At 62.8% G+C, this 23,242-nt stretch carries 17 protein-coding genes; 14 read left to right on the top strand and 3 right to left on the bottom strand.

The window, feature by feature from the left end; translation table 11 throughout:
- The first annotated feature begins 33 nt into the window (after window positions 1–33).
- Window positions 34–435, top strand: a complete 402-nt coding sequence (locus DWV48_RS00165) for a hydrogenase maturation nickel metallochaperone HypA (protein ID WP_118652221.1) — start codon at window positions 34–36, stop codon at window positions 433–435.
- Between the two features lie 63 nt (window positions 436–498).
- Here the strand turns inward: DWV48_RS00165 and cysE are convergent, their stop codons facing one another.
- A complete protein-coding gene (gene cysE, locus DWV48_RS00170; RefSeq protein WP_118652224.1) occupies window positions 499–1,209 on the bottom strand; it encodes a serine O-acetyltransferase in 711 nt (236 codons plus the stop codon).
- A 261-nt stretch (window positions 1,210–1,470) separates the two neighbouring features.
- On the opposite strand from cysE, the gene DWV48_RS00175 reads away from it, so the two are divergent.
- From DWV48_RS00175 to DWV48_RS00200, 6 genes are all read left to right on the top strand, one after another.
- The gene (locus DWV48_RS00175) at window positions 1,471–2,121 is read left to right on the top strand and encodes a DedA family protein (RefSeq protein WP_118652227.1); all 651 of its coding nucleotides are present in this window, start codon (window positions 1,471–1,473) and stop codon (window positions 2,119–2,121) included.
- 207 nt (window positions 2,122–2,328) lie between these two features.
- Entirely contained in the window at window positions 2,329–3,369 is a 1,041-nt protein-coding gene (locus DWV48_RS00180) for a branched-chain amino acid aminotransferase (protein ID WP_118652230.1), read from the top strand.
- Between the two features lie 337 nt (window positions 3,370–3,706).
- On the top strand, window positions 3,707–11,155 hold the full coding sequence (locus DWV48_RS00185) for a Spy0128 family protein (protein WP_118652233.1): 7,449 nt from the start codon (window positions 3,707–3,709) through the stop codon (window positions 11,153–11,155).
- Between the two features lie 152 nt (window positions 11,156–11,307).
- The gene (locus DWV48_RS00190; protein WP_118652236.1) at window positions 11,308–13,110 is read left to right on the top strand and encodes a hypothetical protein; all 1,803 of its coding nucleotides are present in this window, start codon (window positions 11,308–11,310) and stop codon (window positions 13,108–13,110) included.
- A gap of 177 nt (window positions 13,111–13,287) precedes the next feature.
- Window positions 13,288–13,971, top strand: a complete 684-nt coding sequence (gene pyrE / locus DWV48_RS00195; RefSeq protein WP_118652239.1) for an orotate phosphoribosyltransferase — start codon at window positions 13,288–13,290, stop codon at window positions 13,969–13,971.
- A gap of 153 nt (window positions 13,972–14,124) precedes the next feature.
- On the top strand, window positions 14,125–14,685 hold the full coding sequence (locus tag DWV48_RS00200) for a hypothetical protein (RefSeq protein ID WP_118652242.1): 561 nt from the start codon (window positions 14,125–14,127) through the stop codon (window positions 14,683–14,685).
- A gap of 89 nt (window positions 14,686–14,774) precedes the next feature.
- Here the strand turns inward: DWV48_RS00200 and DWV48_RS00205 are convergent, their stop codons facing one another.
- Window positions 14,775–15,719 (bottom strand): zinc dependent phospholipase C family protein, encoded by a 945-nt coding sequence (locus DWV48_RS00205; protein WP_118652245.1) that lies wholly within the window; start codon window positions 15,717–15,719, stop codon window positions 14,775–14,777.
- Between the two features lie 299 nt (window positions 15,720–16,018).
- On the opposite strand from DWV48_RS00205, the gene DWV48_RS00210 reads away from it, so the two are divergent.
- The 6 genes from DWV48_RS00210 to DWV48_RS00235 all read left to right on the top strand — a co-directional run bounded on the left by DWV48_RS00210 (window position 16,019) and on the right by DWV48_RS00235 (window position 20,692).
- A complete protein-coding gene (locus DWV48_RS00210) occupies window positions 16,019–16,750 on the top strand; it encodes an amino acid ABC transporter ATP-binding protein (protein WP_118652248.1) in 732 nt (243 codons plus the stop codon).
- Window positions 16,751–16,766: 16 nt separating this feature from the next.
- A complete protein-coding gene (locus DWV48_RS00215) occupies window positions 16,767–17,750 on the top strand; it encodes a transporter substrate-binding domain-containing protein (RefSeq protein ID WP_233545980.1) in 984 nt (327 codons plus the stop codon).
- Window positions 17,751–18,536, top strand: coding sequence for an amino acid ABC transporter permease (locus DWV48_RS00220; RefSeq protein WP_118652251.1), 786 nt, complete (start codon window positions 17,751–17,753; stop codon window positions 18,534–18,536).
- A 3-nt stretch (window positions 18,537–18,539) separates the two neighbouring features.
- Window positions 18,540–19,178: an amino acid ABC transporter permease gene (locus DWV48_RS00225; RefSeq protein WP_118652254.1), complete on the top strand. Its 639-nt coding sequence runs from the start codon at window positions 18,540–18,542 to the stop codon at window positions 19,176–19,178.
- Between the two features lie 152 nt (window positions 19,179–19,330).
- Window positions 19,331–20,020 (top strand): AAA family ATPase, encoded by a 690-nt coding sequence (locus DWV48_RS00230; protein WP_118652257.1) that lies wholly within the window; start codon window positions 19,331–19,333, stop codon window positions 20,018–20,020.
- A gap of 240 nt (window positions 20,021–20,260) precedes the next feature.
- Window positions 20,261–20,692, top strand: a complete 432-nt coding sequence (locus DWV48_RS00235) for an Hsp20/alpha crystallin family protein (RefSeq protein ID WP_118652260.1) — start codon at window positions 20,261–20,263, stop codon at window positions 20,690–20,692.
- A gap of 12 nt (window positions 20,693–20,704) precedes the next feature.
- Here DWV48_RS00235 and DWV48_RS00240 read toward each other — a convergent pair whose 3' ends face one another.
- On the bottom strand, window positions 20,705–21,547 hold the full coding sequence (locus DWV48_RS00240; RefSeq protein WP_118652263.1) for an MBL fold metallo-hydrolase: 843 nt from the start codon (window positions 21,545–21,547) through the stop codon (window positions 20,705–20,707).
- Window positions 21,548–21,608: 61 nt separating this feature from the next.
- On the opposite strand from DWV48_RS00240, the gene tilS reads away from it, so the two are divergent.
- Entirely contained in the window at window positions 21,609–23,195 is a 1,587-nt protein-coding gene (tilS, locus tag DWV48_RS00245; RefSeq protein ID WP_118652266.1) for a tRNA lysidine(34) synthetase TilS, read from the top strand.
- The last annotated feature ends 47 nt before the right edge of the window (window positions 23,196–23,242 follow it).

Consider the following 23,242-nt stretch of genomic DNA (forward strand, 5'->3'; position numbering starts at 1 on the left):
GCATTTTGACCCTTTGAGTTTGGAGTTTTGTTCATGCATGAATTGGGCATTGTCTTCCATATCATCCGCAGCGTTGAGGAGGTTGCGGCGCAAAATAACCTGCGTCGCGTCTCCTCGGTCACGTTGGAGCTCGGCGAAGTGTCGGGCATCATCCCGAGGTACCTCACCGACTGCTGGAACTGGGCATGCGCCAAGCATGACCTGATGCGTGGGGCGGAACTTGTAATCGAAGAGGTGCCCGCCGTCACGTTCTGCGAGGCCTGCGAAAAGACGTACGGCACGGTCGAGCACGGGCGCATGTGTCCGTATTGCGGCAGCGAGCGCACCTATCTGGTGCAGGGCGACGAGTCAGTTATCAAGGAGATCGCCACTCCCGACGAGGAGGGGTCCGCTGTCTCGGCTGCTGATGGGTGCGCCCACGAAAGCTTGCATTGAGAGGTGGCGTCGAGGTCGCTGTGGGGTCCCGCGTATTATCCGGTTCCTCGCAACGATGCCCGGTTATCGCTCGAATTGTTCGGCGAACTGCCTCGCGAGGGCGCTCAGCTCGTTGACCTGCTGCTCGAGCTCGGCGATGCGCCGCGCGTTGCCCGCGATGCCCTCGCGGTTCATGATCGAGTCCTCCTCGACGGGGTCGGGCATGTTCTCTCGGTGGCAGCTTGCATCGAAGCTTTCGCTCATCACGCGGCATCCGTTGCGCTTGACCACGCGTCCGGGGATGCCAACAACCGTGCAGTTGTTGGGCACGTCCTTCACCACAACGGAGTTGCCTCCGATGCGTACGTTGTCGCCAATATGGATATTGCCCAAAACCTTGGCGCCCGTTCCCACGGTGACATTGTTGCCAAGCGTGGGGTGGCGCTTGCCGCTCTCGTTGCCCGTGCCTCCCAGGGTGACGCCTTGGTACAAGACGCAGTCGTCTCCGACAATGGTCGTCTCGCCTATCACCACACCCATGGCATGATCGATGAAGAGACGCCGCCCAAGCTGCGCGGCGGGATGAATCTCGACGCCGGTGAAAAACCTCGTGACCTGCGAAAGGACGCGAGCGAGGCCGCGTGCTCCGTGCTCCCACAACCAATGTTCGGGTGTGTGCATCCACTTGGCGTGGAGCCCTGGATAGGAGAGGAAGATCACAAGGCTGCTCTGCGCGGCGGGGTCGTTGGCCTTGACGGTCGCGATGTCCTCGCGGACGGTGGCGATGGCTCCCATGTCTTCCTCCTGGGGCGCTTGGCTTTTTTGGCGTGTGAGGTGCAAGTGTACGCGCCCTCCCGTGTAATGTCGAGAGAATCGCTAGGATTAACAAGATGGAGACAGAGGCGGGGCGGTGACCGCGTGATGTCGCACACCTCCCATGTCAAGGAGGTTCTGGAAAGACTGCGCACATTACCAAGGCGTTATGCGCGACCGCTATTATGGTGAACATTGCATTTTGCAGCAGTTGATCAATGCAGTCGCTTAGAAGGGCATCACATGCAAGAGGCATTCTTCAGTTTCATTAGCCAGTTTGGCTACTTCGCGGTCGCAGGCCTCATCTTGTTCGAGAACGTGTTCCCTCCCATCCCGAGCGAGCTCATCCTGCCACTGTCCGGTTTCCTCGCAACGCAAACCGCGATGACGCTCCCGGGAGTCATCATCGCTGCCACTGTGGGCTCCGTTGTGGGCGCGTATTTCCTCTACGGCATCGGCCGTCTGCTTTCGCAGGAGCGCCTCGAGGGCTTCTTCGACACCAAGCCCATGCGCATGCTCGGCTTCCATTCCGACGACGTTGCCAAGGCCATCGGTTGGTTCGACCGCAAGGGCCAGATCACGGTGCTCATCTGCCGCTGCATCCCCGTGGTGCGCAGCCTCATCTCCATTCCCGCTGGGACCGCCAAGATGAACATGGTCCGCTTTGCGATCTACACCCTCGTGGGCTCGCTGGCGTGGAACGCCATCCTGTGCACGCTCGGCTTTTGGGCCGGCGGCGCTTGGGAGCAAATCACTGCTCAGGCCGAGTGGGTGTCGAGCGTCGTGAAGGTCGTCATCATTGTCGTAGCTGTCGCTGTGGTGGCTTGGTGGATCAAGTTCCGCATCCTGCCGGCGCGTGCCGAGCAGAAGCGCCGTGAGGCCGAGGGCGAGTAGGGACGCGGGCGCGGGTGCATCGCCGCGCGAACCGTTTCGCGGTGATTAATTTTGCCGACACTCCATCGTGGCGGAGTACAATCAAGCGTACATGCCGTTGCCGGGCCATGTGCCCGGCATTCTCGTTTGCAAGGGGCCTCCGCCTGGAGGGCCCTTACGTTGAACGCGCGCCCCCGACGAGGGGCTTCATCGAGTAAGGAGTTCGCGATGACCGTTGAGAAGAAGGACCTGGACTGGGGTAACCTCGACTTCAGCTACCGCAAGACGGACTACAGCTACGTGTCCAACTACAAGGACGGCGCATGGGACGAGGGCGGTCTCACCACCGACCATACCATCACGCTGTCCGAGTGCGCGGGAATCCTCCATTACTGTCAGGAGGTCTTCGAGGGCCTCAAGGCCTACACCACCGAGGACGGCTCCATCGTCTGCTTCCGCCCCGACATGAATGCCCAGCGCATGGCTGATTCCGCCGAGCGCCTCGTGATGCCCGCCTTCCCGCAGGACCGCTTCGTTGAGGCCGTCAAGCAGGTCGTCGAGGCAAACGCCGCGTGGGTGCCGCCGTTCGGCTCCGGCGCCACGCTCTACGTGCGCCCGCTCATGGTCGCCACGGGCGACGTCATCGGCGTCAAGCCTGCCGACGAGTACCAGTTCCGCATTCTCGTGACCCCGGTGGGCCCGTACTTCAAGGGTGGCGACACGGCGGTCAAGCTGTGCGTCTCCAAGTATGACCGCGCCGCGCCCCACGGCACCGGCAACATCAAGGCCGGCCTCAACTACGCCATGAGCCTCAAGGCCGGCATGGACGCACACGCCAATGGCTATGCCGAGAACCTCTACCTCGACTCCGAGTCCCGCACCTACGTTGAGGAGACCGGCGGCGCCAACGTGCTGTTCGTCGCCAAGGACGGCACGCTCGTGGTGCCCAAGTCCCACACCGACTCGATCCTGCCCTCCATCACCCGCCGCTCGCTCGTCCAGGTTGCCCAGGACCTGGGCATCACCGTTGACGAGCGCCCCGTCACGTGGGCCGAGGTCACCTCGGGTGCCTTTGTGGAGTGCGGCCTGTGCGGCACCGCCGCGGTCATCTCCCCGGTGGGCGAGATCCACGACAGCGACACGGTCGTGGTCTTCCCCGACGGTCACGAGACCTCCGGTCCGGTGATGAAGAAGCTTCGCGAGACTCTCACCGGCATCCAGGGCGGCAGCATCGAGGACAAGCACGGTTGGGTCTGCAAGATCTGCTAAGGCGTTTCCAGTCCAGGTTGCTCCGCCCGAACTGCATAGATGATGGTGTGGACGTTCGATGGTAGTCGGGCGTCCATGTTTTTCAGTGGTGGACCTCAATTCATTTGACAGATCGGAAGACTCGGGAAGCGAGGCGAACACCGCGCCAAGAGGAACGAGCGGCATGAAATGCGGAGCGAACGCAGCGAAAAACGGAACAAGCGGCATGAAACGCGACGCGAGCGGACGAAAAGCGGCGTGAACGGTACCTGCTGTATCGCGGTAAAGACGCTGGGCATGAGGGGTGTAATATGAACGCACGCGTCTGCCGTTTTATGCTGCCTGTGAGGTGCCTGCTATGTTCGTTATCGGAACGAAGTTCGGAAAGGGGGGTGCTCGTCGATTTAAAGTCGGGCACCGTCTGCTGATGGGTGCCGGTGTGCGCGCCATTGTCGCCGTCGCGTGTGCTGCGGCGATGGTTTTGGAGGCCATCCCGCCAGGAGAGGCCCATGCGGCTCTCGCGGACGATCTCCAAAAACACCTCATCCAGACGGTCTCGCCTTCGGGCACCACTATCAACCTGTTCGATTATTGGGTGAACGACGCCGATGAGAGCGCGATCTCGGGCGATAACGGCGGAATCAACCGCGGGCACACCCTCAAATTCAACAACGGTGACCTCAACGGCGGCGCTGCCGGCTCTGGCGAAGGTCCCAATGCGTGGACGGGCGGGGCCGACCGCTACGGCGGAATCGTGAAGGACAAGCTGGAGAATGGCTACCCGGTGCTTTCGGGGACGAACTATCTTGATGAGGAATCGCTCGCGTACCTGTTCGACGCCTTCTCGGGTTCGGGCAAGAAGGCTCACATCGGCACCACGGGGCTGCTCAAAGCTGCGAACGGGTATTACGTGTATGACACGACGAATTTCGCGTCCTTCAACGTCGACTCCAATAGCTTTTCCGTCTACGACACATGGGGCATCAAGGGCTCGGGGGCGAGCTACAACGCCAACGGCCAGTTCTTCCCGTTCGCGCCCATCGACGAGGTGTTCGAGGAAGAGCGGGGAGGTGCCCTTGTCCAAACGGACGTCAACGCCGATGCGCCTGGGCTGAACCATCATTTCGGCATGTCCATGTCATCGCGGTTCGTGCAGCCCAGGGACGGCGTGACGCCGCAGGGTGACGCTATGGTCTTCGAGTTCTCCGGAGACGACGACGTATGGGTCTTTGTGGATGACATCTTGGTGGGGGACCTCGGCGGCATCCACAACGAGGCGACGCTGAGCATCGATTTTAAAACGGGCGACGTCAAGATCAACGGGCGCTCGGATGGCACCATGAGGGGCAAGTTCGAATCTGCGGGGGCGGAGACCTCCGCTTTCGACGGTGGTTCGAGCAGATTCAAGGACGGCACCCAGCACACGCTGCGTTTCTTCTACCTTGAGCGGGGCGCGGGTGCCTCGAACATGAGCCTCAAGTTCAACCTCGTGAACGTTCCCAACACCGACATCGTCAAGGTCGACCAGCACGGCGACCCGGTCGCGGGCGCGGGCTTCACGCTGTATCGTTCGAACGCGAACTGGGAGGAGGTCGCGCAGCTCGCCACCGGCGTCACCGACGTCAACGGCGGTATGGTGCTCACGGAGGACGACGGCACGGTGCTGAGCTTCGATGAGCTCTATGAGCGCGATACGTCGCCCAACCATGCCGATAGCACGTATTACCTGCTCAAGGAGACGAGGATTCCCGCCGGCTACAAGGCGCCCCTCGAGTACACGGACAAATGCATGCACCTTCAGTACATCTACTCCGACCAGATGGGAAGCGGTTACTTCGTCGATCCGGCGGGGACCGAAACCTCCGATAGCTGGATGTGGAAGAACGGCGCCTCGATTGTGGCGAAGGAGGTCATCACGGCCCCGAATGACCCCGTCGAGGATGAGACCGGCGAGAAGGTCGATGTGTCGCAGGGCACGCTGTTCGCGGTCGCATTCAAGAAGACGAAGGCGGACGGTGTCGATTCGTGGGCTCCCATATACGGCAGCCCCGTGGAGGGCTACAAGGTGCTTTCGGGCGGCGCCTGGGACGACGTCATCGCGGCGGCAAAAGGCGACGAGCACGTCTTCACTCTGACGGCGAGCGGTCAGCTCCAGGTCGAACTCGACGACTTGCCGGGTGACATAGCCAAGTATTACCTGCTCATGGATGAGGACGAGCGCGATCAGGCCGAATATACGGTGGCGCTGTACTTCACGACTGCCGCAAACGGCCTGAACGGTGCGACCGACGCCAATACGGTGCGTCTGAAGAATGACGGTTTCGAGCGCCAGTTCGCATCGACGATGTATATCACAAACGTTAAGGACCGCCTGTTCGTCATGAAGGTCGACGATGCAGGCAATCCGGTCGCCGAGGCCGAGTTCACCTTGTACAAGGCAGATCAGGTGAATACCGACGGCGGTGTGGTGCGCCCGATCGACGAGGACGTCTACTACGATCGACTGGTGACGCAGGAGCAGCTCACCGCGCCCGTCAAACTCTCCGGTGCGGGCGTGTTCCCGCTCACGGCGGAGCGGTTCAACCCGCTTTCAAACGGCGTGTACTACCTCAAGGAGACGGGTGTTCCCGCTGGCTACGAGATAAACGACGAGTACGTCAAGGTCATCGTCGATGATACGGGCGTCTATGCCGATGCCGGCGCGAAGGATGACGGCATCAAGACCTTCTCGGGCGCGGGAAACTTACTGGCGTCGCTCGGTCAATACGGGGAAAACGACGATGTGAACAACACGCTGACGTGGATCAGGGGGTCCAAGCAGACGGGCGTGCTGGGCGATGCCGGCGCGATTGAATGGGGGAGCCCGAGCACGGCGCCCGACGACATCGTCGACCTCGAGTACGGGGCTGCCGGAGGCGCCTTGCAGTACGGTCCTGCGGAGCCGGGAGGGGCGTTTCGCATCTACTGCGACGAGGGCATCAATCGCCTGTACATCCAACAGGCCGATGAGAACAAGGACCCTGACTCCAAGGGCACTTGGACGAACCTCGGTGCCATGCAGATCAACCAGCTGTTCACCGGGGCAACATGCGTGCAGGTGACCAATGAACGCACGGCATCCATCGAGGTGACCAAGCGGGTGTCCGCAGCCGCGGGGCTTGCTCCCGACCCGGATGCCGCCTTCCCCTTCGAGTTCACGTTCGACGGCGCGGGTTCCGACGGTGCGCTTACGTACAAGGCGCGTGTGTTCGAGGCCGATGGCAGTCCCGTGGGCGATGCCGACCTCGATATAGAGACTGGCAGCGTGGTGACGCTCAAAGCCGACCAGACCATACGCGTGTACGGCGTGCCCGAGGATGTGAGGTACACGGTCCGCGAGGTGACGACTGCCGAATCGCCCACGCTGTTCAACCTGTTCGGCCTGCTGAACGCGGCGAATGCGCCCCAGATGCCCGAGGGCTTCACGCTGGTCTCGCGCACCCTCAATGGCGAGGAGGTCGCGGGCCAGGGGGATGAGATCGAGGCGGTCGCGGATGCGGTGGCGGACGTCTTGGTGTTCACGAATCTCTATGAAGTCAAGCCGGTCGTGCTGCCGGACGCCGCGAAGATCTCCGCTAAAAAGGTGCTTACGGGTCGAACGGATGACGTGTGGATCGAGGCGGATGCGTACACCGTGGTCATGGGCCTGCCCTCCGTCCAGCCCGCCGGCGGGGGTGCCCAGGTTGCCGCGGACGACACGGCGAGTGTGACCATCACCAAGGACACGCCGGATCATACCGCGACCTTTGGGCTGCCGAGATACGATGCGCCCGGCGACCACGTGAGCTATATCTATGAGGTCGACCCGTCCGTCGCTTCGGGCGAGCGCGTGCCCGGCGTGACGTATTCCGATGCGCTCTACCGCGTGGCCGCCACGACGGTCGATAACGGCGACGGCACCATGCGGGTGACCAAGGTAGTCCTCGATATGCTGATCGACGATGTGGGCAATGCGGTTCCTGTCGATAATCAACTCGTCGGATCCGTCACGTTTGACGAGGACGGCACCTCCGCGACGCACGGTGCCATGACCGTCGTGATCAAAAACACATTCCAAAACGACACCGCCACCGCATCGCTCCAGGCGTTCAAGGTCTTTACGGACACCTCGGGCGGACATACCCTCGCCGGAAACGAGTTCAAGTTCACGCTGAGGCCCGTGAGCGACACGGTGGATGGCACCACGAATACGGACGAGATCACGCTGGCGAGCATGCCCCGCCCCCGTAACGCGGCAACTCCGGAGGATGGCTCCGCGTGGCCCATCGAGCAGCCCGTGGCCGTCGCGGGCGAGGCCTCGTTCGGTGATTTCACCTTCAGCACGGAGTCCAACGCCGGCCACACGTATGTGTACGAGCTGACGGAGGTCATGCCCGCGGGGGCGACGGCCGAATCCGGCTACACAGTCGACGGCATGAGGTATGACTCCAAGGTGTACCGCGTGGAATACGCCGTGAGCAATCCGGCGGACACGAACCCCGCGGGGGACCTCGCGGTGGGTGTCTCGTGGAGCATCAAGAACGAGCAGGGTGAGTTCGCCCCCGTTGATGAGGGCGACCTGACCGATCGGGGCTTCCCGTACTTTTCCAACACGTACCAGGCTCTTCCCACGGAGTTGCCGTTGGAGCTGTCCAAGGCGGTCGACGGCCGTTCATGGGGCAATGGGGAAAAGTTCATCTTCGACGTGGCCGTGACTTCGGGCGATGCGACGGCGGTCGACCTGCCCGGGCAAGAGGACGCCCAGGAGGCGGGTGTGTATGAGCTCGAGCCCCCGGCAGGCACGGCACTCGCATCCGGTGAGCCGTTGAACATGCCGATCGGCAATGTCGCGTTCTCGAAGGTCGGAACATATGTGCTCACCCTGGCCGAGCGCCCGGGTTCGGCTGTGGGCATGGCGTACGACACCGCACCCCGCTCTGTAACGGTCGAGGTGGCGGATGACGGGACGGGCAAGCTCGTCGCAACGGTCCTCGATGCATCGGGGGCAGTCGCCACCGAGCAAAAGATCGTGGCATCCTTCACCAACATCTACCGCGCAACGGGCGCGTTCGCGGGCATCGACGTGACCAAGGTCATGGAGGGTCATGACCTGCTTGAGAATTCGTATGAGTTCACAGTCGAGCGCACCGCCTATGATTCCTCGGGCAATGTCATCGAGGACAGCCGCCGTTCCGAGAGCATGAAGTGCGGCACTGCCGCCGCTGGCGAGAAGTTCTCGTTCAACGAGGACTACGGTGATGTGTTCTTTGAGGGCAAGCTGACGCAGGAGCAGATCGGCTACCCGCATATCTTCCGTGTGACCGAGGCCGCCGTCCATCCCGGGACGGTGGGATATGAGGACGATGCGAATGCGGGCTATGTGGTACTGCGCGTGGTGCCCGATGCGGATGATGCCTCGGCGCTCCATGCCGAGTATGCGGTCGCCAAGGGGCCCAAGACCTCCGACCTGGTGGGGAGCGACGGTTCCAAGCGGGCGAAGCTGCTCGATGAAGCGGTACTTGAGGGTCTGGGCGACGAGGTCGTGCGCGGTTCCACCGAGAACGGAGCTGCCGCGGGCGGAGTCATGCCCACGGTCAACTTCGCCAACAAGTACGAGGCAGTGGAACTGGACTACGGTGCCGCTGGAGGATTGGTTATCGAGAAGACATTCACCTATAAAAACGCCGCGAGCTGGCTTACACGCGACTTCTCCTTCGCCGTGACGCCCAAGGCGACGGAGGTGTCCCGGCCCGATGGCACGACTCAGCAGCTGACCTCCGCGGGCGATGCGGGCGCTTTGCTCGGCATGACCGATGAGGAGATTGCACAGGGCAAGACCATCGCCATCCCCGACGTGCAGGCGAACGCCGACGATCCTGCCACGGTATCGCTTGTTCCCTCGGGCGGGCTCACCTTCGAACAGGGGCACATCGGGAAAACCTACACCTATGAGGTGCGCGAGGTCATACCGAGCACCGCCGACGGCGTGGCATACGACGATTCTGTCTACACGGTGACCATCGCCGTGAGGGACAACGAGGATGGCCGCATCAAGGTCGTCACGCAGGTGGTCAAGGACAGCTATCTGTCGGTGTACACCTATGTTTCGGGCGAGGAGGTTTCTCGGGAGAACGCCGCGCGCGTGCCGTTCGCGAACGCCTACGCGCCGATTGAAGCGGATGTCTCGGTTGCGATCAACGCCACCAAGCAGTTGACAGGGCGCCCCCTGGTCGATGGTGAATTCGCCTTCGAGGTGCGCAATGCCGCTCCCGCCGCGACGGGCGACGGCCCCGTTTCGACGGGCGTAAACGACGCTTCGGGCAAGGTTGCATTCGACAACATCACCTATACGTTGGACAAGCTGTGCGCCGATGTCGATGCCGGCAAGGCGACCGCATCCGCCTCAGGCGATTCCAACGCGGTGACATACACCTATCAGTACTCCGTGTCCGAGGTCACCGACGGCTTGGCTGACCAGGGTATCGCCGGTGTTGCGACCTCCTTTGCAGTCACCGTGAGCGTGACGGATGACGGGACGGGTGCATTGAGCGCGGCTGTCACGTATCCGGAAGGTTCGGGTGACGTTCTGGCGTTCAAGAACGCCTATGGATCCGGTGCCACCACGACGGTGAGTCTCAGCGGCACGAAGGTGCTCGACGTGGAGTCGGGCGACAACGCGCCGACCTTGAGCGACATCGCCGGAAAGTATGAGTTCACCCTCGCTCCAGCCGAGGGTTTTGAGGGTGCACCGATGCCGGGCGATGCGACCGTGCGTAACGATGCCGCGGGCAACGTCTCCTTTGGCGAGATCACCTACACCATGGAGGATGTGTTCGGTGCCGATCCTCTGGATGGGGAGAGCGTGTCTGGAGGCAGCGACGCTTCGGGTGGCGAGGCGGGCGCTCCGTCCGAGATGAGCGCATCGTCCGAGGCGGAGGTTCCGTCTGAGGTGACGCCCACGTCTGAGGTTGCTCCCGCCGAGCGCACCAGGGTCTTTCGCTACACAATCTCCGAGAGCGGCACGGTGCCCGGAATCGCCAACGATCCCGATACCAAGACCGTCGAGGTGACGGTGACCGACAACGGGGATGGCATCATCTCGGCGATCGCCTCCAAGATCGAGGGCGGCGCGAATTTCTCCTTCACCAACACGTATTCCGTCGTGCCCACCTCTCCTTCATCTGTGAGCGACGCCATTGCCATCACCAAGACGCTGGGCGGGCGCGACCTGCGAGAAGGCGAGTTCAGTTTTGAGCTGATCGAGACCGTTGACGGAGTGGAGAGGGTCGTCTCTGAGGGCGTCAATGCGGCGGATGGCTCTGTGGGCATGCGGCCGATCGTCTATGACGGCCCCGGCGTGCACAGCTACGTGCTGCGCGAGGTGCACGGGTCGGCCGACGGTGTGACGTACGACGATGCAGCCCACCGCGTGCAGACCACGGTGAAGGACAGCGGAGACGGCACGCTTTCGGTCTCCCATGTGCTGCTCGACGCGAATGGCAACCCGGCCCGCGATCAGTCCGTGGTGTTTGCGAACAGCTATACCGAGCCGAAGGACCCCATCGACCCCATTGACCCTTCCGATCCCGGAGATTCGGGTGACCGACCCGCTTCGCCCGACGGTGGAAGTGGAGATGGAAAGACGGACGGATCTCGCCTGTCTGGGACGGGCGATTCTGCCGTGCCTTCCGCCATCGCCGCGTGTGCGTTCGTCGGATCTCTTCTGGTGGCGACGGGAGGTGTGCTGGTGCGCAGGCGGGTTCGTGACGACCGGCCTGGGCGTTCGTAGCCGTTCGTGGCCGGAGGGTTTTGTGAACGTGCCATCGGTTTCTCTTGTCCATGGGGCGCGGGTTCTTCATACTGTTCGTATCGCTTCTTGTGGCTTTGCCGCAAACGAATCGCAAACGCACTTCCCTTACGGGGGCAAACCAAGGAGGACTGATGGCTCAGTCACGCAACAAGGCCGTAATCGCTGGCCTCACCGCTGCACTCACACTCGGCAGCGTCACCTTGCCGGCGATGGCGACTACTTCCAACAGCACTCCCATGACGGATTCCGATCCCGACGGCATGGGGGTGCCCCTTCCGGGCGACTACGACAAGGCGGACTATTACGAGGGCTCCGAAGGTGTGGTGACGTTCGCCTCCGTGCGCTCTGGCTCCACGCTTACCCCGGTCGCGCTGTCGGACGAGATGAAGTACTTCACCAAGTACGAGAGCGGCTGCAATTACGACAAGGGTCTCTCGTACGGAGACGGTTACAACGCGATGGGCTATTACCAGTTCGATCGTCGTTACAGCCTCTTGCCGTTCATTCAACAGGTATACAGCTACAACCCCACCAAGTACGCCATGTTCCAGGCGGTCATTGCTCAGCGCGATACGCTCTCGAATCCGTCGTACAGCATGTACGACTACACGACTCGCCAGCTCACCGCGCCGGCGCAGATCCTGAACGAGGCGTGGCATGCGGCTTATGCGGCGGACCCCGTCGAGTTTTCTGCCCTGCAGGACGCGTACGCGTTCAACAATTACTACCTGCCGGTTCAGAGTTCGCTGCTCAACACCTATGGCGTTGACGTGCGCAACCGTGCTGATTGCGTCAAGGGCCTCGTGTGGGGCATGTGTAACCTGTTCGGCCAGGGAGGCGTGCAGAAGTTCTTTAAGGCCGCGAACATCAACAACGCGATGAGCGACCGCGAGCTGGTCACGGCGCTGTGTGATACGGTGGTCAACCGTGTGGCGGAGTGGTATCCCAAGCAGCCGCAGTATCACCAGGGCTGGCAGAACCGCTATAAGAAGGAGAAGGCCGCGTGCCTGGCGTACCTGGACCAGCATGATGCGGAGCAGAACGCGGGTAGCCAAGAGCAGGGCGGCGATGCGTCGAATGGTGACGGCGCCGCCCAACAGAGCCCCGGCGCCGGTGCGCCGAGCGAACCCAGCGTGGGCACTCCGGACAACCCCAGCGCGGGCGATCAGGGAACCTCCGACCCCTCCGGTGGGACGAGTGACAGTGGCTCCGATAACGGCGGTAGCACCGGCGGCGGTGCCAGCGACGGCAACAACGGTGGCTCCAGCACGGGCGGTGACGCCGGTGTTGGCGAAAGCGGTGACGCGTCGACTGGTGACACCTCGACCGGCGACGGTGTGGGCAACTCCGGTTCTGGCGACCAGGGCGACAACACCTCCAACGGCGGTACGACTTCCGAGGACGACAAGCCCCTCGACGACAACTCGCTCGACTCTACCGACGATGCCGGGGACGATTCGGATGAGACCACGCACACGCACACATTCGTTGAGGCTTGGAGCCATGACGGGAAGACCCATTGGCATGCGTGCGAGGACGAGACCTGCACCGAGCACGGTTCCGAGGAAGCGCACACGAGCGACACTTGGGTGACGAACAGCACCGACCACTGGAAGGTCTGCGAGGTCTGCGGTACGGCGTTCGACATCGCTCCCCACGATTTTGGGGAGTGGCGCATTACCAAGCAGGCTACCGAGGCCGAAAAGGGCGTTCGCGAGCGCACCTGCAATACCTGCGGCAAGATCGTTTCTGAGGAATACGAGGCCGCGTCTGCAAAGACAACGGGCGCGCAATCGACCTCGGGTGGCTCCTCCAAGGAGGGCTTGCCCGGCACGGGCGACATCATCTCGATGGTCGCCGTGGGCGCGACGGGTCTCGCCGTGGCCGGCGGCTCCTTCCTCTCGCTCGCAAAAAAAGAGCGCGACGAGGAGTAGCCTCAAGCGTCGCACAGTCTAGCTACTCAACCTTGCGATTCCATCCGTTCCGCGGTAGCCCTCCGGCCAAAGCGCGGGGCGGGTTCTTTCTGGTACCCTTAAGGCGGTAAAACACGTGCTTGGCACGCGTGCGCCCGCATTGGATCGGGTGTTGCATGCTATGGGAAGGGAGGCCTCATGGAGGCTTACAAGCAGGAGTTCATCGAGTTCATGGTTGAGTCCGATGTACTCAAGTTCGGCGACTTCACCCTCAAGAGCGGCCGCAAGTCTCCGTTCTTCATGAACGCTGGAGCTTACGTGACGGGCGAGCAGCTCATGCGCTTGGGCGAGTATTATGCGCGCGCCATCCATGACAACTTCGGCCTGGACTTCGACGTCGTATTCGGTCCTGCCTACAAGGGCATTCCGCTGTCCGTCGTCACCGCCATCGCCATGCACAAGCTGTATGGCAAGGAGGTCAAGTACTGCTCCGACCGTAAGGAGGTCAAGGACCACGGCGCCGACAAGGGCGGCATGCTGGGCTATGAACTCAAGGACGGCGACCGCGTGGTGATGGTCGAGGACGTGACCACCTCGGGCAAGTCCATCGACGAGACCTATCCTAAGCTCATGGACGCCGCGAACGTCGAGGTCAAGGGCCTCATTGTGAGCCTCAACCGCATGGAGGTCGGCAAGGGTGGCGTGACTACCGCGCAGAAGGAGATCGAGGCCAAGTACGGCTTCCCCGTGGCGAGCATCGTGTCCATGGCCGAGGTGACCGATCACTTGTATAACCGCGAAGTTGCCGGCCGCGTGGTGATTGACGACGAGCTCAAGGCCGCCATCGACGCCTACTACGAGCAGTACGGCGCCCGCGAATAGGATTTCCGTTTGCCGATTGGCGCTTGCCGCCCGGGCGGCGATTTGAGGGGCATCCCCTCAGGTGTTCGGAGGTCGGATACCATCAGGGTAATTTGATGGGTTGGCGTTCGAGTGCGTAAGAGAATGACTCGTCACCGGCATCGGGAGGAAGCGATGAAGAAGAAGTTCTGGGTCATGCCCTTGGCGGCAATCGCGGTTGTATGCACCGTGCTGCTGAGCGCGTGCGGCGGCCCCTCGGTCGAGGAGCTCATCCGTGAGGATGTCGAGAAGGCGTTTTCGGAGGTCTCCGCCGACAACGAGGACCTGATGGATGCCATGGTCGCGAGCTCCGACGGTGCGTTCGAGCAGCTCGGCCTCGACACCAAAGAATTCGCCGAGGCGTATCTGGACGGCTTTGGTCACGAGATCAAGGAGGTCGTGGTTGACGAGGAGGCCGGCACCGCCGACGCCAAGGTGATCGTCAAGATCAAGTCCCTTACCGCGATCATGGCCGATTTTGCCTCGCAGTTCCAGGAGTATGTGAACGGTCTTGACCCATCGACCGTGAGCAGCGAGGAGGAGCTGTACGCCCAAGCAGGCCAGATTCTGATGGATGCGGTCAAGAACGCCGAGCCCGCCGAGACCGAGTGCACGTTCTCGTATGAGAAGGACGACGAGGGCAGCTGGTCCGCAACGGAGGATACCGAGACCGAGATCCTCAACGCGATGCAGTAAATGCGGCGAGTAAGAACATGTGGCACAAAGAAAGGGGAGGAGCGAACCTCCCCTTTCTCATATGGCGTTTCGCTGCACCTGACCGGTCGCTACTCTTCGCGGTCGAACTCTTCGGTGGCGTCGAGCGTGCGTCCCGAGTAGTTGACGTGCCCCGTCACCGCCGCCATATCGCCCGTCCCGATGAACCGCGCGGCAGCTTGTTGGTAATCGTCGAGAGCGCGCTCGAACAGTGCCGGGAAGCTTTCCGTACGAACGGCTTGAGTGAAGGGGTCGGTCCATTCGTTGCGCGCCAAGTTTCCTGCACCCGCCGGCGGCTCGGCGGTCACGCGATGCGCCAGCGCCTGCAGCAGGGAGTAATCTTTGACGAGGCCTTCGAGGCGAGCTAGGGCGCACGTTCGTACAGAGCCAGCCGGCTCGATCACGCGGTAGGCGAGCTGCATGTCCGCCACGGCACCACCGTATTCATTCGCGCCTACGCTTATGCCGTACACGCTGTTCGCGACAAAGCTCGTGAGCGCGCCCGCCACCTTGTCGAGGCGGGCGCTTGTGACGAGCTCGCCGGCGGGCGGATAGTCCGCCACGGTCGCCCCATCGCGCTTGATTTGGAGCATGAGCACGTCGAGGTCGCTTTCGATCACTGCATGAACTTGGCTTCCCGCGCCCGTGAGGTCATCGTCCGCCTCTTGAATGCCCCATTGCTGCGCATACACAAAGGGATGGGCGTTGCGGTCCAGAATGTAGTGGGAGAGTAGGCCGAGCGTCCATGCGCGGCCAACGCCCGCATCGGCGGGCTGCAGGTGTGTCACGCCGTCGCGCAAGGCGGCAAGCTGCTTTGACATGCGGCTGCGGTGCATGACGCGCGCGAGTTCCATGCAAGTGCCCATGTGGGGCGTGCGGACCCGGAAGAAGAACGGGTCGGGGCCCTGGTTGGCGAGCAGGAAGGCGGCGCGCTCGTCATCTGAGGTTATGAGCCCTTCGGGAAGACGCTCGATGCTTTCCTCGCCGAACAGTCGATGGGTGATCAGTGCGGGCATGGGGACTCCTTTTTCAAAAAAGAAACGTCTGTCGCTCATTATTCCCAGCTGGGAGCAGTTATCTCATGCGATTTTGCGATGTGAGGGGGCGCTCTCGCAAGCGGGCTGCGAGGGATGTGCAAAATAGGGACGTATCCCCATTTTACACATCCCTCCGGCGCGGGTGGGCGTTCCGGCGTTGCCCCATCCGACTGCGCCAGAAACGGTATCGAAATGGTTTTGAAATCCATAATGTTGCGCGTAGCTGGGGAAATAAGGTATAACAGGCTCTTGTTTGCACGGAAATAAGGGGGGATCGCATGGCCAACATGATTGAGATACACGGCCTGAACAAGTACTTCGGCGACCTGCATGTCCTCAAGGACATCGACCTCACGGTCGCGGAGGGCGAGAAGGTCGTCATCATCGGACCGTCTGGGTCGGGCAAGTCGACGCTCATCCGCTGCGTCGATTACCTGGAGGAGCCCACCAGCGGTGAGGTCATCATCGATGGCACGCCGCTCACCAAGAAGAACCACCTGGAGATGGCCCGTACGTACAGCTCCATGGTGTTCCAACAGTTCAACCTGTATCCGAACATGACCGTGCTGGGCAACCTCACGCTCGCGCCCATCAAGCTGCAAAAGAAGTCCAAGGAGGAGGCGAACGCCGCCGCCATGGCGGCCCTCAAGCGCGTGGGCCTCGCCCACAAGGCAGGGGAGTACCCCCAGAACCTCTCCGGCGGCCAGCAGCAGCGCGTCGCCATCGCCCGCGCCCTGTGTACCAAGCAGCCCATCATCCTGTTCGATGAGCCCACCTCGGCACTTGACCCTGAGATGGTCCAGGAGGTGCTCGACGTCATGATCGAGCTCGCGCAGGAGAACATCACCATGATCTGCGTGACGCACGAGATGGGCTTCGCCCGCCAGGTCGCCGATCGCGTCATCTTCATGGATGACGGCCGCATCCTCGAGGAGGGCACGCCCGAGCACTTCTTCGACAATCCGACGAACCCGCGTTGCCGCGACTTCCTCGCGAAGATCCTGCACTAAAGGCGAGGGGATGTGTATGAAGGACATGATGACGTACGGGTGGCGCGACCGCCTGCCATTCGCCCCCGGCGCCGGCGATGGGCTCGTCGCCAATGGCCGCGGCGTCTCCTGCACGGGTACTCGATGCGGAACCGAGCCCAGCTTGAGCCGTCGTTCGCTTCTGCGCGGCGTCGCTGCCGCGGCAATGCTCGCCGGAGCCGGCGCGCTGACGGGCTGCGGTGCGGACGGAGCCAGCGCCGGCTCCTCGTCCGTCGCCACGCCCGGATCCAGGCTCTCCGCCATTAAGGCGCGCGGGCAGCTGAACGCCGGCGTTAAGAAGGACGTGCCAGGCTACGGTTACTACGACCCCGCCGCCCAGGCCTACGAGGGCATGGAGATCGACCTGTGCTACCAGGTCGCCGCCGCCATCTTTGGCGTGAGCTACGAGGAGGCGCGCGAGCGCGGGCTCGTGGCGTTCACCGACGTCACGCCCAAGACCCGTGGTCCGCTCATCGACAACGACCAGCTCGACGTGGTGTGCGCCACCTACACCATCACGCCCGAGCGTCGCGAGAGCTGGGACTTCTCCACCGCGTACCGCACCGACTACGTGGGCCTTATGGTCAAGAAGCGCAGCGGCTTCGCCCGCATCGCCGGCCTCGATGGAAAGATCATCGGCGTGAGCCAGGGCGCCACCACGCAGAGCCTCATCGAGCAGATGCTCGTGGACGAGGATATCGACGCGACTCCGGAGTTCCTGGCGTTTTCCGGTTACCCCATCATCAAGAGCTCGCTCGACGCGGGCAACATCGACTGCTTCGCCATGGACCGCTCCACGCTTGCCGGCTACATGAACGAGACGGTCGAGCTGCTCGAGCCCGAGGTGAAGTTTGGCGAGCAGCAGTACGGCATTGCCACGAAGAAGGGCAGCGACCTGTCCGCCGTGGTCGACCAGTGCGTGCAGGACTGCGCGGCGAGCGGCTGGCTCGACGAGGAGATCGAGAAGTGGGGGTTGGTGTAAATGCTCGAAGGACTACTTGATCCCCAGCGCTGGACGCTGACGTTCGCCAACATGGGACCGTTTTGGGAGGGCTTTGGCGTGACCTTGCGCGTCGTCGCCGCGGGCCTCGCCCTCGCCCTGCTGCTGGGCACACTGCTCGGCGTCCTGTCCACCACGCGCTCGCGCATCCTGCGCGGCATCTCCCGCGTATACGTTGAGTTCTACCAGAACACGCCCCTGCCCGTGCAGGTGCTGTTCATGTACATGGCCGGCCCGCAGTTCCTGCAGGCCATCACCGGCGCGGCGCAGCCCGTGCGCATCGCCCCGTTCGCGCTCGGTGCCCTCGGTGTGGGCCTGTACCACGCTGCCTACGTGGCTGAGGTCATCCGCACCGGCATCGAGGCCGTCCCGCGCGGCCAGATGGAGGCGGCGCAGAGTCAGGGCTTCTCCCGCGTCCAGACGTACGCGTACATCGTGCTGCCGCAGACGTTCAAGATCATCCTGCCGCCCCTGTGCAACCAAGCACTCAACCTGGTCAAGAACACCTCGGTGCTTGCGCTGGTCGCTGGCGGCGACCTCATGTACCGCTCTGACAACTTCGTGAGTCTCTACGGGTACCTGCAGGGATACATCGTCTGCTGCTTCATGTACTTCATCATCTGCTTTCCTTTGGCCATGCTCGGCCAGTGGCTCGAGCGCCGCAGCAAGCAGCGCCCGCGCGCCAAGGTCATCCCCGGCGTGACGGACGTCGCCGGCGCTACGGATGCCGCTGCCGTGCCCGCCCCGGCTACCGGAAAGGAGGCGTAGGCGATGGAGATCTTCAACGCGACCAATCTCATCTACATCTTGGGTGGCTTCGTCAAGACCGTCGAGATCTCGGTGCTGTCCATCATTTGCTCGGTCATCCTGGGCACGGTGCTCGCGCTCATCAAGAGCTACGCGCCCCGTCCGTTCCGTTGGCTGGTGAGCGCCTACATCGAGCTGTTCCGCTGTACGCCCAACCTGCTGTGGATCCTGTTCATCTACTTCACGGTGCAGGGCATTGACATCTTCATCTCGACGCTCGCGTTCACCCTGTTTACGAGCGCCGTCATGGCCGAGATCGTGCGCGCGGGCCTGAACGCCATCCCCGCCGGACAGTTCGAGGCGGCGCGCAGCCAGGGCTTTGGCTTCTTTGCCACCATGCGCTATATCATCCTGCCGCAAACGTTCCGGACCATCACGCCGGCGCTGTTCGGTCAGTGCACCACGGTGATTAAGGACAGTTCGTACCTCTCGGGCATCAACGTGGCGGAGTTCATGTACACCACCAATGTGGTCATGGCGCACGCGATCGCACTCGATCAGGTGCTCATGCTATACGGTTTCGTGTTCGCGCTGTATTTTGCGCTTAACTTTGGCATCTCGCTGCTGGTCCGCCGGTACCAGCGTAAGGCCATCGCGGCATAGTCGGCGCGCCCGGGCACCCCACCTTGGCGTTCAGTTGACCGTTTTCGCACGGGCCTGGCGCCTCGCAGCGGGCGAGCGTCTTTCCCTGCACGCCAATCTGGGGCGCCCGGATGCGCCTTGAGCTTTAATCGGTTCTCTCGTAAGGAGAAGGAATGGGTTACCTAAAGAATCGTTTCGAGCGTAGGCTCGCTGCCGAGCAGGAGGCGCGCGCCGATCAGCCCGTGGTCATCACCATTGCGCGCGACTACGGCGCGGAGGGCCACGAGATCGGCAAGATGCTTTCCGTCGAGTTGGGCATCCCGCTCTATGACAACGAGCTGCTCGTGCGCTCCGCCACGCGCGCGGGTGAGGCGCTCGACAAGGTTGCCGAGTACGACGAGCGCATGGCCGCGGAGTTCATGGCGTTTCTGCCCGACCGCGCAGATTCGCGCACGCTCTCGGACAAGCTCTTCAAGTCGATGAGCCAGGTGATCGTGGACTTGGCGGCTACGCGTAGCTGCATCATCGAGGGCCGCCTATCCGATTACCTGCTGCGCAACAACCCCAACCACATCGCGGTGCTGGTGACGGCGCCGTTCGATGCACGCGTTGAGATCGTGCGCGGCAAGCGCGGGCTGGACAAGCGCGCCGGCGCCAAGCTCGTGCGCGAGCGCCAGCATGCGCGCGAGGCGTTCTACAAGCGCTACTCTGCGGGCAAATGGAAGATGACCGATGGCAAGGATATCGTGGTTAACCGCGCCAAGCTTGGGCGCCAGGGATGCGTGGACGTGATCGCGGCTGCGTACCGCTCCAAGCTACGCGAGGCCGAACAGGCGAGCACGTCTACCGATTTGCGGCATTGAATTGAGAGGGGGCAGCGGACGGAGCGCCCGCGAACCCCACCGAAGCATCGAGAAAAGATATCTAAGTCAAGTACACTTAGATATGATGACAATATGACGCTTAAAAAACTTGTGCGTCTGTGAATAATAGGCGGCGATGCGGGCATAACCGGATTGTCAAACAAAGACGCGCGCCCCAAAGGGCACGCGCAAAGGCGCGAGACACCCCGCCCCGCGCGCATCACGAAGGAGTGATCGATTATGGCAATGGTTCCGTATCGTCAGGGTTATGGCGTCCTCCCCGTTTCCACCAACTCGCTGTTCGACATCTTCGACGACATGATGGACATCCCGCGCACGGCGCTTGCCGCGAAAGCGTTCCCCATCGACGTTGAGGACAAGGGCGACGCCTACGAGGTCAAGGCGTATCTCACCGGTGTCACCAAGGACGATCTGGACGTTGAGCTCAACGAGGGCCGTCTGTCCATCTCCGTCAACGTTGAGGAGAAGGAGGAGGACAAGGGCAAGAACTACCTCCAGCGCGAGTTCACTTCCTATAGCGCCACGCGCGGCGTTTATCTCAAGGACGCGGCGAGCGAGGGCCTGTCCGCCACGTTTGCCGACGGCGTCCTCACGGTTAACGTGCCCAAGTTCGTCGAGAAGAAGAACGTCACGAAGATCTCCATCGACTAACGTGGCAGCGCGTTAGAAGATTGATATCGGACGGTTTTGGCCGGCGCTTCGGATGCGGAGCGCCGGCTTTTCGCTGCCTCGGTCGAGTGTGGCGCTCGAGCCCAGCTCGTCGTCCAGCTGTGCCCCTACGGCTTCGGCCAGTGCGCGCACGGCGAGGCTCGGGCGGTTATTCTCCTGCGAGATGTGCATGGCGACCACGTGCTCGGTTCGGCTGGTGATCAGCTGCGGTAGCGCCTCGGCGGCTTGCGCGTTGGATAGGTGCCCGCGCTCGGAGATGATGCGGTCCTGCAGGTAGCGCGGGTAGGAGCCGGTGCGGAGCATCGGCACGTCGTGGTTGCTCTCAAGCGCGAGGATGCGCACATCGGCAAGCAGGCGCATGGCGCCAGGCGGCAGGGTGCCGGTATCGGTGGCATAGCCGATCGAGTCTCCATTGCAGGAGAATCTAAAACCCACCGGATTGACGACGTCGTGCGAGGTGGGGAAGGTCTCAACGCGCACTCCGGCGACTTCGAGGACCTCGCCCGGCATGAACGTCTCAAAAGGCAGGCAGGCGAGGTATTTGCGCGCTTCCGCCGTGCCCGAGCTCGCGAACAGAGGCCCGTCGAAGCGCTTGACCCACACGGACACGCCGCTCACATGGTCGCTGTGCTCGTGCGTGAGGATAAGCGCACGCACGTCGTCCTCGTTCAGGTCGAGGTCGTGCATGCGGGTGAGCACCTCCCGGCGGGAAAAGCCGTCATCGATCATGATGAGCCCTTGAGGCCCTTCGATGAGGGCGCAGTTGCCCTGCGACCCGCTTCCGAGGATGTGAAGGTGAAGGGGACGCGGGAACGGCGTTGCGACTGGTTGCTTCATGGCGTTACAGGCTCCTCGCAGATACAATGTGTACAGGTGGATATGGCAGAAGGGGTGGGACATGCCCACAGTTTCCCAACGGTATGGCACGCGACGCGCCACGGCGCCCGCCGCTCGGGCGCTCGAGCTGCGCGCCCCCGTTGTCCTCATGGTATCAGGCGGTGCGGACTCAACGGCGCTGTTGCTCCTAGCATGCACGGGAACGCTCGATATGGACGACGGTAGGGGCCGCACGCGCATCGCTCGCGAGCGCCTCCATGTGCTTCACGTGAATCATCATCTGCGGGGAGAGGCGTCCGATGGCGACGAGCAGTTCGTGCGCGCCCTCTGCGAACAGCTGGGGGTGCCGCTTTGCGTCGAGCACGCGAGCTTTGCCGATCTGGGCGGGCAAAACCTCGAGGGTGCCGCACGCGAGGTTCGCTATGCCGCAGCGCGCCGGTATGTAGGGGAGCTCTCGCGAAAAGCGGGAACCCCTCGCTCCGCCGCGCGGATTCTCACGGCTCACACCTCGAGCGATCGAGCCGAGACGTTTTTCATGAATGCCATCAAAGGCTCCGGCGCGGCTGGGCTCTCGAGCATCCCGCGCCGGCGAAACATCATCGTGCGCCCCCTGCTCGACCGAACGCATGAGGAGCTGGTGCGCTATTTGGAGGTCGCCGGCCAGCCGTGGCGCGAGGACGCGAGCAACCAAGACACGAGGTATCTACGCAGCTACGTGCGTCACCGCCTCATGCCCGTTGCGCAGGAACGCAATCCGAACGTGGAGCGCAGCGTGAGCGCGGCGTGCGACATCTTGGGCGACGAGGACGCGTTCATGTCTCAGCTCGCCGCGACTGCCCTGCGCGGTTGCGAGCGCCGTCGGGCTGCGGGGCTCATCGTGCTCGACGCCGCGCGTCTCGCGGCGGCGGAGGTTGCCATCGCGCGACGCATCGTGCGCCTGGCCGTACGCGAGCTCGATACCGAGGCGCGTTTGGAGATGCGCCATGTGGAGGCGGTCCTTGCCTGCGTGGCTCGCGCGGAGGGCTCCGTGACCCTTCCGGCGGGAATCGATGCGCGCATCGAGTTCGGCACGCTCGCCCTGCGAACGCCCGAGGAGCGCGAACGCGCCACTGCAGGCTGGCTTGCGATTCCCGGGCAGTTGCGCACGGCGGCAGGTGGCGTGGTCGAGGCGGAGTTGGTGGAGCTTCCCGCCGGCACCGACGGCGTCGCCTTGGCGCGGGAGGTGTCGTCCGCACGTGGGGACGCGCTCTCGGCGACAAGCGACGCGCCCGCATCGGTGCTGATCGACGCGGCGGCGCTCGGCTATGCGGCGCACGATCTCCCGCGCTTGGCGGAGGACCAGCGTTGGGGCGTTGCGGGCTCGTCCGTGCCGAGTCGAGACGGGCTGCGCCTGTGGGTGGATGTCCCGGCGCCGGGCGACATGCTCTGCCCCTTTGGCATGTGCGGGCGCAGCAAGAAGCTTTCGGATCTCCTTAATGAGGCGCAAATTCCACGTTCCGAGCGCGCGTACACGCCCGTGGTGCGGACTTCCCCCGGCGGTGCGATCGTGTGGGTGGCACCAGTTCGTTTGGACGATCGCTTTAAATGCACCGCCACCAGCAAAGTCTTGGTAAAATTGACATTTCGTCCCGTTGCGGACGTGCAGTAACTCCCAAACGGGTATGCTGCAATTATCTGCATACGCGCCATGAAAGG

The organism is Collinsella sp. AF08-23, assembly GCF_003479805.1.
Classification (GTDB): domain Bacteria; phylum Actinomycetota; class Coriobacteriia; order Coriobacteriales; family Coriobacteriaceae; genus Collinsella.